Here is a 13,837-nt window from a genome sequence, read left to right as displayed (position 1 = left end):
CATGTGGTACTGCTTTCCGCTGCTCTGATGCTGTTCGCCAACGTCAACGTTCATGCTGCAGATAAATTCAGAGTCATCACCACTTTCACCGTGATCGCGGATATGGCCAGAAACGTGGCCGGAGATGCGGCGGAAGTGAGTTCAATCACCAAACCCGGGGCAGAGATCCATGAATATCAGCCGACGCCGGGCGATATTAAACGAGCACAGAAAGCGCAACTTATTCTGTCGAACGGCATGAATCTGGAGATGTGGTTCCGTAAATTTTTTCAACATCTTAAGGGCGTTCCGGAAGTTGTGGTCACCACGGGGATCGTCCCAATGGGCATAACGGAAGGACCCTATAATGGCAAGCCCAATCCTCATGCCTGGATGTCACCAGATAACGCCTTAATGTATATCGATAATATCCGCGACGCTCTGATGAAGTACGATCCCGCCAATGCCACGACCTATCAACAGAATGCGGAAACCTATAAGAAACAGATCATTGCGACCCTTGCGCCACTGCGTAAGCAGGTGGCGGAGCTGCCGGTCAATCAGCGCTGGCTGGTCTCCAGTGAAGGGGCGTTTTCCTATCTGGCGCGCGATCTCGGGCTGAAAGAACTCTATTTGTGGCCAATCAATGCCGATCAGCAGGGTTCACCGCAGCAGGTACGCAGAGTGATCGACCTGGTTAAACAACATCATATACCGGCGGTGTTCAGCGAAAGTACCATTTCAGATAAGCCAGCCCGCCAGGTCGCGCGTGAAACTGGTGCGCATTACGGTGGTGTGCTGTATGTCGATTCACTCAGCCCGGCAACCGGACCCGTGCCTACTTATATTGACCTGTTAAATGTCACGACCAGCACGGTTGTACAGGGCATTAAAAACGGTTTTAAGGAACAGAAATGATGCAGGGCATTGTTGTTTCGAACGTTACCGTGAGTTACCGCAACGGCCATACCGCTTTGCAAAATGCTTCTTTCAGCGTTCCCACCGGATCCGTCGCGGCTCTGGTAGGGGTCAACGGTTCCGGTAAATCAACACTGTTTAAAGCGGTGATGGGATTTGTCCGTTTGTCATGCGGGAAGATTTCGATTCTGGATATGACCGTCCGGCAAGCGTTACACCGTAACGTTATTGCCTATGTGCCGCAATCTGAAGAGGTCGACTGGTCGTTTCCGGTTCTGGTGGAAGATGTGGTGATGATGGGGCGCTATGGCCGTATGGGATTCATGCGCATTTCATCAACAGAGGACCGGCGAATTGTCACGCAGGCGCTGGAACGGGTGGATATGCAGGATTACCGGTACCGGCAGATTGGTGAGCTGTCCGGTGGTCAAAAAAAACGAGTCTTTCTTGCCCGCGCCATTGCTCAACAGGGAGAGGTCATTCTGCTCGATGAGCCGTTTACCGGCGTGGATGTGAAAACAGAGGCAAAAATTATCAGCCTGCTGCGCGAGCTTCGTGATGAAGGAAAAACGATGCTGGTTTCCACTCATAACCTGGGTTCGGTTACCGAATTCTGTGATTACACCGTGATGGTTAAAGGAACGGTACTGGCGAGTGGTCCAACAGAAACAACCTTTACCACCGATAATCTTGAGCTGGCTTTCAGTGGCGTCCTGCGCCACGTGGTGCTAAATGGTTCGGAGGACAGAATCATTACTGACGATGAGCGCCCGTTTATTTCGCGTCGTCTTCAGGCCGACGATAAGGGGGGATGACAATGGGCTGGCTAATGGAACCGTTTGGTTATCAGTACATGCTTAATGCTATGTGGGTTTCCGCGATGGTCGGTGGGCTCTGTGCATTTTTATCCTGCTACCTGATGCTGAAAGGCTGGTCACTGATTGGTGACGCACTGTCACACTCTATTGTTCCGGGTGTGGCAGGAGCTTATATGCTTGGGCTGCCGTTTGCGGTGGGTGCCTTTGTGTCTGGTGGTCTGGCGGCGGGTAGCATGCTGTTTCTTAATCAGAGAACCCGTCTGAAGGAGGACGCGATTATCGGGCTGATCTTCTCTTCCTTTTTTGGTCTTGGCCTTTTTATGGTGTCGCTGAGTCCTGCCTCAGTCAATATTCAGACCATTGTTCTGGGCAATATTCTTGCGATTACCTCAGAGGATATCGTACAGCTTTCAATTATTGGCGCAGTCTCTGTGGTCGTGCTGTTTTTCAAATGGAAAGATTTAATGGTGACCTTTTTTGATGAAAACCATGCACGAGCGGTCGGTTTGCACCCGGCGCGCCTGAAGGTTTTGTTCTTTATTTTGTTATCAGTGTCTACCGTTGCCGCATTGCAAACGGTGGGGGCTTTTCTGGTTATTTGTCTGGTGGTGACGCCCGGTGCCACAGCATGGATGTTGACAGATCGATTCCCACGGCTGCTGTGTATTGCGGTGGCGATAGGCAGTATTACCAGTTTTCTGGGCGCATGGGCGAGTTATTATCTGGACGGCGCAACGGGAGGCGTCATTGTCGTGGCACAAACGATGCTGTTCCTGTTGGCTTTTATTTTTGCACCGACTCATGGTTTGCTGGCTAACCGGCGGCGCGCACGGTTAATCGCCGGGAGGAAAGAATGCTGACGTTATTAGCCGAGCCTTTTCAGTTCGGATTTATGAATAATGCGTTGTTGATTGCATTGGTTGTCGCCATTCCCTGTGCGCTGCTGTCGGTATTTCTGGTCCTGAAGGGCTGGGCATTGATGGGGGATGCAATGAGCCATGCTGTATTTCCCGGCGTGGTGTTGGCCTGGATGATAGGGGTCCCACTGGCGATCGGCGCTTTTATCGCCGGATTATTTTGCGCGCTGGCGACCGGTTTCCTGAAAGATAACAGCCGTATCAAGCAGGATACCGTGATGGGCATTGTTTTTTCCGGGATGTTCGCTGCAGGGCTGATTTTGTATATCGCGGTGAAACCTGAAGTCCATCTCGATCATATTTTGTTTGGCGATATGCTGGGGATTAATAATCAGGACATCCTGCAGACAGCTGTTATCACGTTGTTTATTGTACTGGTAATTAGTTTCAAATGGCGCGACTTTCTGCTTTTCTGTTTCGATTATCAACAAGCGAAGGTCTGCGGTCTGCGTACCCGATGGTTACATTACGGCCTGCTGTGTATGGTGTCGTTAACCATTGTGGCCACACTGAAAGCCGTGGGGATAATTTTATCCGTCTCTTTGTTAATTGCTCCCGGTGCCATTGCAGTATTGCTGACAACGAGATTCCATCGGGCGTTGCTGATTGCCGTGGCCATTTCAGTTGTCGTATCCCTCAGTGGAGTTTATATTTCGTTCTTTCTCGATAGCGCACCGGCTCCAACAATTGTTGTTCTGTTCGCCTGCGTGTTTATTGTTGTATTTACAGTGACAAGCTATAAAGCGCAACGACGGGAAAAGCTATTAGTACATCATTAACACGATGGTGATCAGAGGGCAGGGAAGAGCAATGCCTTATAAAAGGCTCCCTGCACCTTACTCCGTTGGATGTTCAACTTTTGGGGTGCAGTTCAAACAAAGGCTTAAGGCTTATTTGATCTCAGTGATGAAGTTCTCGCGTGAACGACGAACTTTTTTCAGATTAACCAGCCAGTCGCCTTCATCTGCACGGTAGCCCAGTGGCAGAATGATCACGCTGCGCAGATTTTTCGCAGATAAACCCAGGATGTCATCCACAGCAACCGGATCGAAACCTTCCATTGGCGTGGCATCCACTTGTTCCTCAGCGGCGGCAATCAGGGCTGACCCCAGGCCAATATAGGCCTGACGGGCAGCGGCCTGATAGTTAGCTTCTTTGCCACGTTCTGCCACAATGCCCAGCAGCATCTGACGATAATTTTCCCAGCCCTCATTGGTCATGCTGCGAACTTCATTGGTCAGATCAAACATCATATTGACCCGATCCGCAGTGATATCGTCCCAGGCAGCGAAGACCAGCAGATGAGAGCAATCTGTAACCTGCGCCTGGTTCCAACTGACCGCTTTAATCTTCTGGCGAATTTCATCATTGGTCACGACCAGCAGTTCAAACGGTTGCAGACCGCTGCTGGTTGCCGTCAGCCGCACGGCTTCCAGGATATGATCCAGCTTTTCAGCCGGAACCTTTTTGGACGGATCATATTTTTTTGTGGCGTAACGCCAGTTAAGCAGTTCAGTCGTTTTGCTCATCAGCAGAGTCCATAGCGGTTTAAGTGATTGTTTATCCGTATAACAGCCGTCGGATGTCGTGACTATAGTAACGAATAATTGACCAGATCCTGTAGAGCAATTCGAGGCATTCTGATGGGGAAGGGAAACTCGTTGTTTGCGGCCAATAATAATAGCATCTGCTTAAAATCAGCGGGGTGATTTATGTTAAATAGTAAACGCGCTGTGTGAAATATGACGTACAGAGGGTGCCAAAGATAGAAAGAATTCACGTAGCGACGCCATTTTAATATGGTGTATTGAGCGAGGTATCTCAGTATGAGTACGCCATAATGGCACTACCAGGGTGCTAAGCTGGTTATCGATATGCCGCTGGAAATAGCAGTGTTCTGGAAAGACAGGCTATCAGGCGCGTGGCGAAAATGGCATTACTGGCAGAAAGTATTATCAAAGGCAGCGACCAACGCAGTCATCAGTTGCACACGTTTGCCGCAGGTGATGAGCAAACAGAAAAGCATCTGGCGTTCAGAGATTATCTGATTGAGCATCCGGTGTTAGCAAAACAGTATGTACCGGTTAAACATAACGATGCAGGCCTTTGAAAACGACGTTCATCAATACAGCCATCTGAAAGAAGGTTTTATCAAAAGGCATCTTAAGCGGGTAACGGAAAGCAGGCAGTCAGTCGGCCGATCGTTGGCAAGCCGCGTCAGCACTGGCAATGGCCAAAATACCGGATTTCACGCATCACTATACAGGTACGCATAATGTATATTATGTTAAATAAGACATTGAGGAGAACCCTCCTCTCCGGTCATTTCCAGGCACCACCGTGAAAAATCAGAAAGCCAATAATAATCAGGCTTTATCAAGACGGAACACGCCGACTATCGTCTGCAGACTCCTCAACCAGCGAGGCATTCTGCTGCGTGGTGGTATCGATTTGCCCCATCGCAATATTAATCTGGCCGATACCGTCGCTCTGCTCGCGACTGGCCTGAGCAATTTCCTCGATCAGTTGGATCATATTTTGAACATTGCCGATAATTTCCCCCATGCCACCGTCAGCCTGCTCTACCAGGCTGCGACTGGAGGCAATGCGCGCAACCGAATCATCAATCAGTACTTTAATCTCACGCGCCGCAGATGCACTACGTTGTGCCAGATTGCGCACTTCGCTGGCTACCACCGCAAATCCCCGGCCAGACTCACCCGCGCGTGCCGCCTCTACAGCTGCGTTCAGCGCCAGAATATTTGTCTGGAAGGCTATGCCATCGATAACCTGAATAATGTCGGACATTCTGGACGACGAGTGATAAATCTCCTGCATTCGCGTTGAGACTTCATTCATTACCGCGCCGTTTTGTTTTACTACCAATGACGTGGCGCTAACGTACTGTTTTGCCCTTTCGGTATTAGCTGCTGTGTTATCAATAGTCGAAGAAAACTCCTCCAGGGTGGCGGCAGTCTGCTCAATACTGGTAGCCTGAGCTTCGGTGCGGCTGGCAAGATCGGTGTTTCCACTACTGATTTCAGCAGCGGCCAGCGTGATACTGTCAGCACCATTACGGACTTTCTGTACGGTGTTACATAAACAAAAACTGCTGGAGTATGTCCTCTTGTTATGTGAACAGGCTCAGTGCGCGCAACCCCTGGTGCTGGCCAGACAACTGCTTATTCTGATTGATGGATCAATAACCGTGGCAAGAGTCACGGGAGATATTGAGGCAGCGGAGAATGCCAAAGCCATTGCAAATTCGTTGCTGGATCGGGCCTGTCCGCTGACAGTGCAATAAATCTGTTTCTGGTAAACGGTCAAAAAGCTAATCAACTAAGGAACGATGATGTACGAACTTTCACCCACACGCCCACCGCTTCCCCCCTTCACTCTTGAGTCAGCAACCGAGAAAGTTCGTCTGGCAGAAGATGGCTGGAACAGCCGCGATCCAGAAAAAGTCTCACTGGCTTATTCTGTTGACACCCGGTGGCGGAATCGCGTCGATTTTGTAACTAACCGCGAGGAGTGCAAAGCCTTCCTCACCCACAAATGGCATAAAGAGCTGGAGTATCGTCTTATTAAAGAACTGTGGGCCTTCACCGGTAACAGGATCGCCGTTCGCTACGCTTATGAATGGCATGACGATTCAGGAAACTGGTTTCGGTCCTATGGCAATGAAAATTGGGAATTTGGCGAAGACGGCCTGATGACCCGGCGATTCGCTTGCATCAATGACCTGCCAATCCAGCAGTCTGAGCGCAAATATCACTGGCCGCTGGGACGTCGCCCGGATGATCATCCCGGGTTGTCAGAGCTGGGATTGTGATCCAGGCAACTGGGGATGGTTGACTTTGATCGGGATAAGGAGAAAATGCTTGTTCAGGAACAATTGCCAGTAAAAAATGGAGTTTATCATCGCTCTCTTTCCCGAATATTTACGCATACCGCCAGTAAAAAAAGCAGGTGCTCTTATTGTCGCGGCTCTTTTACTGGCCAATTGTTCCTCCACACCACCGGTATCGCTGGTCACTCCATTACCGCCTGACACCAGACCGACACCTCCGCCCAAACCTGCACAGGGTCATGAGCCAGTGCGGGGCGTCTGGCTGGCAACCGTTTCACGTCTTGACTGGCCACCTGTTGCCTCGCTGACTGCCGGGAGTCCGGCACAGCGTATCAGCCAGCAAAAAGAGGCGTTGCTCGCGAAACTCAATAAACTGCAAAATCTTGGCATCAATACGGTCTTCTTCCAGGTTAAACCTGACGGCACCGCTTTGTGGCCATCTAAAATTTTGCCCTGGTCAGATATGCTGACTGGCGAAATTGGCAACGATCCTGGCTATGATCCGCTGCAATTTATTCTCGATGAAGCGCACAAACGCGGCATGAAAGTTCACGCCTGGTTTAATCCCTATCGCGTCTCTGTTAACACCAAACCGTCCACCGTCTCGCAACTGAACCGTACGCTATCTTTGCATCCGGCCAGCGTGTTTGTCCTGCACCGTGACTGGGTACGTACCGCTGGCGATCGTTTTGTTCTCGATCCCGGTATCCCGGAAGTTCGGGACTGGATCACCAGCATCGTGGCCGAAGTTGTTGCCCGCTATCCGATTGATGGCGTGCAGTTTGATGACTATTTTTATGCCGAAACGGCGGCTTCACAGCTCAATGACGGCCAGACCCTCCGGCAATACGGTCAGGCGTTTGCCTCGAAAGCGGACTGGCGGCGGCACAATACTCAGTTGCTGATTGAACAGGTTTCCCGCACTATCAAGCAACTGAAACCCGGTGTTGAATTCGGCGTCAGCCCTGCTGGAGTCTGGCGTAATTTGTCACACGATCCCGCCGGTTCTGATACCCGGGGAGCAGCGGCCTATGATGAATCTTATGCTGATACCCGCCGCTGGGTGCAACAGGGCCTGCTGGATTACATTGCCCCGCAGCTCTACTGGCCCTTCTCACGTAGCGCAGCCCGCTATGACGTGCTGGCAAAATGGTGGGCCGATGTGGTGAAGCCAACGAAGACGCAGCTTTATATCGGCATTGCGTTGTACAAAGTGGGTGAACCCTCAAAAATTGAACCAGACTGGACGATAAATAACGGCGTGCCGGAGCTGAAAAAGCAGATTGAAATGAATGAATCCACGCCAGGGATAGCTGGCACTATTCTGTTCCGGGAAAACTACCTCAATCAGCCACAGACTCAGCAAGCCGTCGATTATCTCAGAAGCCACTGGGGTAAGCAGCCTTAACCCCAAGTGCTCCCTGATCGACCAGTCTGAGGAAAGCCGTTGTCGCAGCCTTTGAATCCTGAGTGCCCATGAAAATACGGTGGGCCTGAATAAAAGCCACGGTCCATGTCGCCAGTGTCAGTTCAGCCGCCAGCCAGGCGTCAGGATCCTCAGCTACTTTACCGACACTTTCCGCCAGCGACTGAGCGACCAGCTGCACCAGTTCCCCACGAATCGCCCTCGCCCGCGCTTTAAGAATTTCGCTGCGCTCAACTGTTGCAACAAAATTCTGGCTGCGGCGCGAAAACTCAAGATAAGGCACCTGCTCTGCAATCAGCCGGTGAGCCAGCAAACGTAATGTCTCAATGGGGTCGATCTGCCGATCGCGCTGCAACAGTGCTTCTCGCAACGTTTCCCGTCCCTCTTCCTCACGGTCAAAGAACATATCTTCCTTGCGGGGAAAATGGTTGAACACCGTCATTCGTCCGACATCTGCGGCTGCTGCAATCTGATCCACCGTAACATTCTCAAAACCCTGCTCCAGGAACAGTCGATGGGCTGTCGCTGGGAGCTTTCGGCATTTGCCAGACGCTGGTACAGGCATTTTTGCCCGGTCCTGCGGCCCGGTTGCTGGGCGAACGCGGAGCCGTACTGACGGGGATTGCCTGTGCCTGTACGGCACTGGCGCTGTTGGCCTTCACCACTCAGGGCTGGATGGTGTTTGCGGTGATGCCCCTTTTTGCGCTTGGCAGCGTAGGAACTCCAGCGTTGCAGGCGCTGGCAACCCGACAGGTTGATGCCGATCGTCAGGGACAATTCCAGGGCGTACTGGCTTCAGCGGTCAGTCTGGCCTCGATCTTTGCTCCGCTGGCATTTTCATCGATCTATTTTGTGGTGCGCAGTGAATGGCCCGGAGCGATCTGGCTTTCGGTGATCGCCGTCTATGCAATCGCAGTGCCGCTGATTTATCTCTGCACGCGCAAACCAGCTGAAATCTGAGTCACCCTTCACTCCTCTGGCGGTAAATCACCATCAGAATGCGCTCAATGCGTAAACCCGGTTTTTGCCAGCAATGTTTCGAACGTCTCATCTGTACCGTCATCTCGGCATGAGGAAAATCACGGAAAAAGCTACCGATCATCTGACGCACCGAATGTTAATAGGCTGTAAATAAACTCTATTTTTAGCACAATAAATCACACCAGGATATTTCGCGCTTCGTTTACTTGTAATATTTGTTAACTTTTTTTGGTTTATTCCAGCCCCGAGCCAACCCGCCCCCGGTGCCGTTTTGGTGCTTAAGCTGTTCTTTTCGTGCCTTATTAATGACCACCTATCTTACTGAGGACAGCATCTTCGGTCACTTCCTCACCAACATACTGATTCATATAGTAAAATATTAAGCTAAACTGAACGAAATTAATGATTGAGATGCAGAGTGAAAAGCCATATATTGGGCGCGTTTTTCACCTGCAGTTTTTTTTAAATTCATTTATTCAACTACGGCGTTACAGATAACCCGGAGTTGTAGGAGAGATATGATGACGGATAAAGTCCGTATTGATACTTTAGTTGCGAACACCTCAAATGGTAACAACGAAACCTATTTGGCGCGACAGGCTGAATTTGAATCGAATGTCAGAAGTTATCCGCGCAAATTACCGTTAGCGATTGCGAAAGCTCAGGGCGTCTGGATCACCGACGTTGAGAACAATCAGTACCTTGATTGCCTGGCCGGTGCGGGAACGCTGGCGCTTGGACATAACCATCCTGATGTACTGCAGAGCATCCAGAGTGTCATTACCAGCGGCTTGCCGTTACATACTTTAGATCTGACCACGCCTTTAAAGGATCAGTTCTCCGAATATCTGCTCTCCCTGTTACCAGGTCAGGGCAAAGAGTACTGCCTGCAGTTCACCGGCCCATCCGGTGCTGATGCGGTTGAAGCTGCGCTGAAACTGGCCAAGAAGTACACCGGCCGTTCAGGCGTGATCAGCTTCTCCGGCGGCTACCACGGCATGACCCACGGCGCGCTGGCAGTCACAGGCAACCTGGGCCCGAAAGAAGCAGTAAACGGCATGATGCCGGAAGTGCAGTTTATGCCATACCCTCACGAATACCGTTGCCCGCTGGGCATTGGTGGCGAAGCGGGCGTTAAGGCACTGACCTACTACTTCGAAAACCTGATCAACGACGTTGAAAGCGGCGTTCGCAAACCGGCAGCGGTAATCCTGGAAGCACTCCAGGGTGAAGGCGGGGCCAACCCGGCACCAGCTGAATGGCTGCAGCGTATCCGTAAAGTCACTCAAGAACACGGCATCGTGCTGATCCTTGATGAAGTTCAGGCTGGGTTCTGCCGTACCGGCAAGCAGTTTGCCTTCGAACACGCTGGCATTGAGCCAGATATCATCGTGATGTCCAAAGCCGTAGGTGGCAGTCTGCCGCTGGCCGTACTGGGTATTAAGAAGGAAATGGATGTCTGGTCTCCGGGCCACCATACCGGCACCTTCCGTGGTAACCAGCTGGCGATGGCTACCGGCCTCACCACCATCAAGTACCTGAAAGACAATAAAATCGCGGACAAAGTTGCCGCTCAGGGCGAGTGGCTGAAAAGCAAACTGGCTGAGATGCAGAAGCGCTTCCCGGTCATCGGTAACGTGCGCGGTCTGGGCCTGATGATTGGTATGGAAATCGTCAAGCCAAACGAAGCGCCTGATCACATGGGTAGCTACCCTGCCGATCCGGAGCTGTCAGCGCTGCTGCAGAAAAAATGCTTCGAAGCGGGTGTAATTCTGGAGCGTGGTGGTCGTAACGGCACCGTTCTGCGTCTGCTCCCTTCCCTGCTGATTACCAACGACGAGCTGGGGATCTTCATGGATAAGTTTGAACAAGCCCTGATTGCCGCTGGTATCAAACCAGTCTGAGTGGAGTAAGTTGATGTCCCGGTCTAATCCGATTCTGGCCGCTTCAGCGCAAAGCACTGAAGCCTACCAGCAAGCCATTGCCCAGAGCAGCGCGGCGGTGGTGCAGTGGCTGCAACAACCTGAAATGTATCAGGGGAAATCCGTCGCTGAACTGCGTGAGCGTATCAAGCTGGACTTTAATCCTGAGGGCCTGGGCAACCAGGCCGCTATTGAGCGCGCGATTGAGTTTTTCCTGAAAGATAGCCTGTCGGTACATCACCCGCAGTGCGTTGCGCATTTGCATTGCCCGAGCCTGGTGATCAGCCAGGCCGCCGAGGTGATGATTAACGCCACCAACCAGAGCATGGACTCCTGGGACCAGAGCCCGTCAGCGACTCTTATCGAGATCAAGCTGATTGAATGGCTGCGGACGCAGGTCGGCTATCAGTCTGGCGATGCTGGCGTGTTCACCAGCGGCGGCACGCAAAGCAACCTGATGGGTCTGATGCTGGCCCGCGATGCGTTCTTTGCCCGCCAGGGGCACTCTGTTCAGCAGGATGGTCTGCCAGGCGATCTGAAGAAGATTAAAGTGCTGTGTTCTGAGAACGCGCACTTCTCCGTGCAGAAGAACATGGCCCTGATGGGCCTGGGCTATCGGTCCGTCACTCTGGTGAAAACTGATGAGTTTGCGCGGATGGATCTGAACGATCTGGCTGAGAAAGTGGCGCAGGCTGAAGCCAATGGCGAGCAGATTCTGGCGATCGTGGCAACTGCCGGGACTACCGACGCAGGTGCTATCGATCCGCTGCGCGCTATTGCCGGTCTGGCTGCTGAGCATAACATCTGGGTGCACGTTGACGCAGCCTGGGGCGGCGCGCTGCTGATGTCAGAGAAGTATCGAGACTACCTGGACGGGATTGAACTGGTGGACTCCATTACCCTGGACTTCCACAAGCAGTTCTTCCAGACCATCAGCTGTGGTGCCTTCCTGCTCAAAGAAGCGCGTCACTACGAGCTGATGCGTTATCAGGCGGCCTACCTGAACTCCGAGTTCGACGAAGCGCAGGGCGTACCGAACCTGGTCTCCAAATCTCTGCAGACCACCCGCCGTTTCGATGCGCTGAAACTGTGGATGGGGCTGGAAGCATTGGGACAGAAGCAGTATGCCGAAATCATCGATCACGGAGTGACGCTGGCACAGCAGGTAGCACAGTATCTCACTGAGCAGCCTGCCCTGGAGCTGGTGATGAAACCTCAGCTGGCCAGCGTGCTGTTCCGCTATCGTCCGGCTCAGCTGGCGGACAGCGGTGATGCCGCTATCGCCCTGCTGAACCAGAAGATTGGTGATGCCCTGCTGGACTCCGGCCGTGCCAACGTTGGCGTGACCGAGCATAACGGTGTGACCTGCCTGAAGATGACGCTGCTGAACCCAACCGTGACCCTGGAGGACATTAAAGTCCTGCTGGCGCTGGTTGAGACCACGGCACAACAGCTGCTGGCTTAATCTTTTCCCGTTTCGCTTTATACAGAAGCCGGTAACTCAGTTACCGGCTTTTTTGCAGAGGCAACCCTGCCCAACGTACAGAGAAATCTCCAGCCCGTCCTCGACAGGCACAGAGATAAATGCCTCTGAAGAGTGGATCTTCTCCAGATATTCTGGGTTGAAATCAGCATCATCCTCAATTACCAGCGCACCACGGCTCAGACGTGGAACAATTAAGTCCAGAATTTCCGGGTACAGCCCTTTCGCCCCATCCAGCAGCAGCAGATCAACCGTTACCGGCAAATCACGGCTTAATGTCACCAGCGCGTCACCTTCACGCACATCCACCAAATCAGCCAGCCCGCAGTCTGCAAGGTTTTGTCGTGCCCGCTGAACTTTTGACGGCTCGAATTCACTGGTAATCAACCTGCCGCCGCCGTTATCCCTTAATGCGGCTGCCAGATGGATGGTTGAAATCCCGACCGACGTACCGAATTCGACAATATTAAGCGCCCGACTGCTGCTGGCAAGGATATAGAGCAATTTGCCGGTGTTTCGCGAGACAGAAAGTGGAATGTCTTTCATCTGGCCATAAAATTCCAGATAATCCGTTTTGCTGCGCAACAGTCTCTGCCGCTCCTCTTCCGGTAAACTTTCCCAATATTTCGACACATCGGACTCTTCAGACCAGGCGGACTCTGATTCACTGAACAGGCGCGATAAAACGGCGGAAACCGACTGAGTATTTAATGTATTCATAGTGTCACTCTGCATTTATTATTGGGTTACTGATGGCTGAACTGATAATATGACGAATCAGTCGCATTGAATAATCGCATTCGCCAGGCAGCCAATGAACAGTAAGCTAACCCCACGAATTTCCTCATTAAAAGAGCCGAAACAGGTCCGTTCAGCAAAGCTTGTGGAAGCTATTTTACAGGCAGCTACTCAGGTTTTAGCGCGTGAAGGTGTGCAGCGTTTCACTACCGCCCGGGTGGCAGAGGCCGCTGGTGTCAGTATCGGATCGCTTTATCAGTACTTTCCCAATAAAGCAGCGCTGCTGTTTAGGCTGCAGTGTGCAGAGTGGCAGGAAACCAGCGATATGCTCAGCGCCATCCTGCAGGATCGGACGATGTCCACCGAAGCCAGATTGCGTAAGCTGGTGATGGCATTTATTCATTCCGAATATGAAGAGGCGGCCACCCGCAGTGCGCTGGCAGACGCGGCCCCACTCTATCGCAGCGCACCTGAAGCGCAGCAGGTTAAGGCCGCCGGTTCGCGGGTATTTCTGGATTTTATTCAGGAGGCCTTACCTGAGCTGGCTGAAAATAAGCGCAGCATCGCGGCTAATCTGCTGCTGACGACGTTTCGTGATGTGGGAAAAAGCTTATCGGTGCAGTGCTGCTCGCATGAGGAAATTGACGCTTATGCTGAGCAGATGGCAACTATGTTCTGCGCTTACCTCAACGTACTGGAACAAAACCGGTAACCCGAAAATCCATTCCGATGTCTGAAAATTGACGGACATTTAATGGTATTTCGCGTCACCGGTTCGATTATTTTTTGCCACAGTCGCTCTCTG

At 51.9% G+C, this 13,837-nt stretch carries 15 protein-coding genes and 1 pseudogene; 11 read left to right on the top strand and 5 right to left on the bottom strand.

All coding sequences use genetic code 11. The features are described 5' to 3' along the window. Positions 1–27: 27 nt before the first annotated feature. Genes GSQ70_RS04510 through GSQ70_RS04495 form a run of 4 tightly spaced genes read left to right on the top strand, consistent with a single transcriptional unit; the run spans position 28 to position 3,411 of the window. On the top strand, positions 28–897 hold the full coding sequence (locus GSQ70_RS04510) for a metal ABC transporter substrate-binding protein (RefSeq protein WP_233268534.1): 870 nt from the start codon (positions 28–30) through the stop codon (positions 895–897). Continuing rightward, positions 894–1,712, top strand: coding sequence for a manganese/iron ABC transporter ATP-binding protein (locus GSQ70_RS04505; protein WP_158781443.1), 819 nt, complete (start codon positions 894–896; stop codon positions 1,710–1,712). Before GSQ70_RS04510 ends, GSQ70_RS04505 begins: the two co-directional genes overlap by 4 nt. Positions 1,713–1,714: 2 nt before the next feature. Then, on the top strand, positions 1,715–2,575 hold the full coding sequence (gene sitC / locus GSQ70_RS04500) for an iron/manganese ABC transporter permease subunit SitC (RefSeq protein ID WP_158781442.1): 861 nt from the start codon (positions 1,715–1,717) through the stop codon (positions 2,573–2,575). Next, positions 2,569–3,411: a metal ABC transporter permease gene (locus GSQ70_RS04495; protein WP_158781441.1), complete on the top strand. Its 843-nt coding sequence runs from the start codon at positions 2,569–2,571 to the stop codon at positions 3,409–3,411. The genes sitC and GSQ70_RS04495 overlap by 7 nt, the downstream gene beginning before the upstream one ends. A gap of 111 nt (positions 3,412–3,522) precedes the next feature. On the opposite strand, the gene GSQ70_RS04490 is transcribed toward GSQ70_RS04495, so the two are convergent. Next, entirely contained in the window at positions 3,523–4,161 is a 639-nt protein-coding gene (locus tag GSQ70_RS04490; RefSeq protein ID WP_158781440.1) for an NAD(P)H-dependent oxidoreductase, read from the bottom strand. A 401-nt stretch (positions 4,162–4,562) separates the two neighbouring features. Between GSQ70_RS04490 and GSQ70_RS04485 the strand changes: the two genes are divergently transcribed. Continuing rightward, positions 4,563–4,742 (top strand): GrpB family protein, encoded by a 180-nt coding sequence (locus tag GSQ70_RS04485; RefSeq protein ID WP_158781439.1) that lies wholly within the window; start codon positions 4,563–4,565, stop codon positions 4,740–4,742. A 293-nt stretch (positions 4,743–5,035) separates the two neighbouring features. On the opposite strand, the pseudogene GSQ70_RS04480 reads toward GSQ70_RS04485, so the two are convergent. Next, a pseudogene (locus GSQ70_RS04480) lies at positions 5,036–5,734 on the bottom strand (methyl-accepting chemotaxis protein); the annotation flags it as partial. A gap of 250 nt (positions 5,735–5,984) precedes the next feature. On the opposite strand from GSQ70_RS04480, the gene GSQ70_RS04475 reads away from it, so the two are divergent. Then, positions 5,985–6,464 (top strand): nuclear transport factor 2 family protein, encoded by a 480-nt coding sequence (locus GSQ70_RS04475; protein ID WP_158785212.1) that lies wholly within the window; start codon positions 5,985–5,987, stop codon positions 6,462–6,464. Here the strand turns inward: GSQ70_RS04475 and GSQ70_RS25920 are convergent. Beyond that, a complete protein-coding gene (locus tag GSQ70_RS25920) occupies positions 6,447–6,668 on the bottom strand; it encodes a hypothetical protein (protein ID WP_233268627.1) in 222 nt (73 codons plus the stop codon). The two genes, GSQ70_RS04475 and GSQ70_RS25920, sit on opposite strands and share 18 nt — an antisense overlap. A 61-nt stretch (positions 6,669–6,729) precedes the next feature. On the opposite strand from GSQ70_RS25920, the gene GSQ70_RS04470 reads away from it, so the two are divergent. After that, entirely contained in the window at positions 6,730–7,890 is a 1,161-nt protein-coding gene (locus tag GSQ70_RS04470; RefSeq protein ID WP_370521034.1) for a glycoside hydrolase family 10 protein, read from the top strand. On the opposite strand, the gene GSQ70_RS04465 is transcribed toward GSQ70_RS04470, so the two are convergent. After that, positions 7,862–8,386 (bottom strand): TetR/AcrR family transcriptional regulator, encoded by a 525-nt coding sequence (locus tag GSQ70_RS04465; protein ID WP_233268248.1) that lies wholly within the window; start codon positions 8,384–8,386, stop codon positions 7,862–7,864. The two genes, GSQ70_RS04470 and GSQ70_RS04465, sit on opposite strands and share 29 nt — an antisense overlap. 89 nt (positions 8,387–8,475) lie before the next feature. Between GSQ70_RS04465 and GSQ70_RS04460 the strand changes: the two genes are divergently transcribed. From GSQ70_RS04460 to GSQ70_RS04450, 3 genes are all read left to right on the top strand, one after another. Then, positions 8,476–8,868, top strand: coding sequence for an MFS transporter (locus GSQ70_RS04460; protein ID WP_233268247.1), 393 nt, complete (start codon positions 8,476–8,478; stop codon positions 8,866–8,868). Between the two features lie 542 nt (positions 8,869–9,410). Next, on the top strand, positions 9,411–10,793 hold the full coding sequence (locus GSQ70_RS04455) for a diaminobutyrate--2-oxoglutarate transaminase (RefSeq protein ID WP_158785211.1): 1,383 nt from the start codon (positions 9,411–9,413) through the stop codon (positions 10,791–10,793). Between the two features lie 13 nt (positions 10,794–10,806). Next, on the top strand, positions 10,807–12,276 hold the full coding sequence (locus tag GSQ70_RS04450; protein WP_158781436.1) for an aspartate aminotransferase family protein: 1,470 nt from the start codon (positions 10,807–10,809) through the stop codon (positions 12,274–12,276). A gap of 36 nt (positions 12,277–12,312) precedes the next feature. On the opposite strand, the gene GSQ70_RS04445 is transcribed toward GSQ70_RS04450, so the two are convergent. Next, positions 12,313–13,014, bottom strand: coding sequence for an O-methyltransferase (locus GSQ70_RS04445; protein WP_158781435.1), 702 nt, complete (start codon positions 13,012–13,014; stop codon positions 12,313–12,315). Between the two features lie 163 nt (positions 13,015–13,177). On the opposite strand from GSQ70_RS04445, the gene GSQ70_RS04440 reads away from it, so the two are divergent. Beyond that, positions 13,178–13,744, top strand: coding sequence for a TetR family transcriptional regulator (locus tag GSQ70_RS04440; RefSeq protein ID WP_370521033.1), 567 nt, complete (start codon positions 13,178–13,180; stop codon positions 13,742–13,744). The last annotated feature ends 93 nt before the right edge of the window (positions 13,745–13,837 follow it).

The sequence above is a fragment of the Pantoea sp. BAV 3049 genome, assembly GCF_009765445.1.
GTDB lineage: Bacteria > Pseudomonadota > Gammaproteobacteria > Enterobacterales > Enterobacteriaceae > Erwinia.
This window is presented reverse-complemented; position numbering and strand designations above follow the sequence as displayed.

Bases quoted from the DNA above. Each gene is read 5' to 3' on its own strand.
- GSQ70_RS04445 (WP_158781435.1), bottom strand. From the start codon at position 13,014: ATGAATACATTAAATACTCAGTCGGTTTCCGCCGTTTTATCGCGCCTG.
- sitC (WP_158781442.1), top strand. From the start codon at position 1,715: ATGGGCTGGCTAATGGAACCGTTTGGTTATCAGTACATGCTTAATGCT.
- GSQ70_RS04475 (WP_158785212.1), top strand. From the start codon at position 5,985: ATGTACGAACTTTCACCCACACGCCCACCGCTTCCCCCCTTCACTCTT.
- GSQ70_RS04455 (WP_158785211.1), top strand. From the start codon at position 9,411: ATGACGGATAAAGTCCGTATTGATACTTTAGTTGCGAACACCTCAAAT.
- GSQ70_RS04485 (WP_158781439.1), top strand. From the start codon at position 4,563: ATGGCATTACTGGCAGAAAGTATTATCAAAGGCAGCGACCAACGCAGT.
- GSQ70_RS04505 (WP_158781443.1), top strand. From the start codon at position 894: ATGATGCAGGGCATTGTTGTTTCGAACGTTACCGTGAGTTACCGCAAC.
- GSQ70_RS04510 (WP_233268534.1), top strand. From the start codon at position 28: ATGCTGTTCGCCAACGTCAACGTTCATGCTGCAGATAAATTCAGAGTC.
- GSQ70_RS04490 (WP_158781440.1), bottom strand. From the start codon at position 4,161: ATGAGCAAAACGACTGAACTGCTTAACTGGCGTTACGCCACAAAAAAA.
- GSQ70_RS04495 (WP_158781441.1), top strand. From the start codon at position 2,569: ATGCTGACGTTATTAGCCGAGCCTTTTCAGTTCGGATTTATGAATAAT.
- GSQ70_RS04450 (WP_158781436.1), top strand. From the start codon at position 10,807: ATGTCCCGGTCTAATCCGATTCTGGCCGCTTCAGCGCAAAGCACTGAA.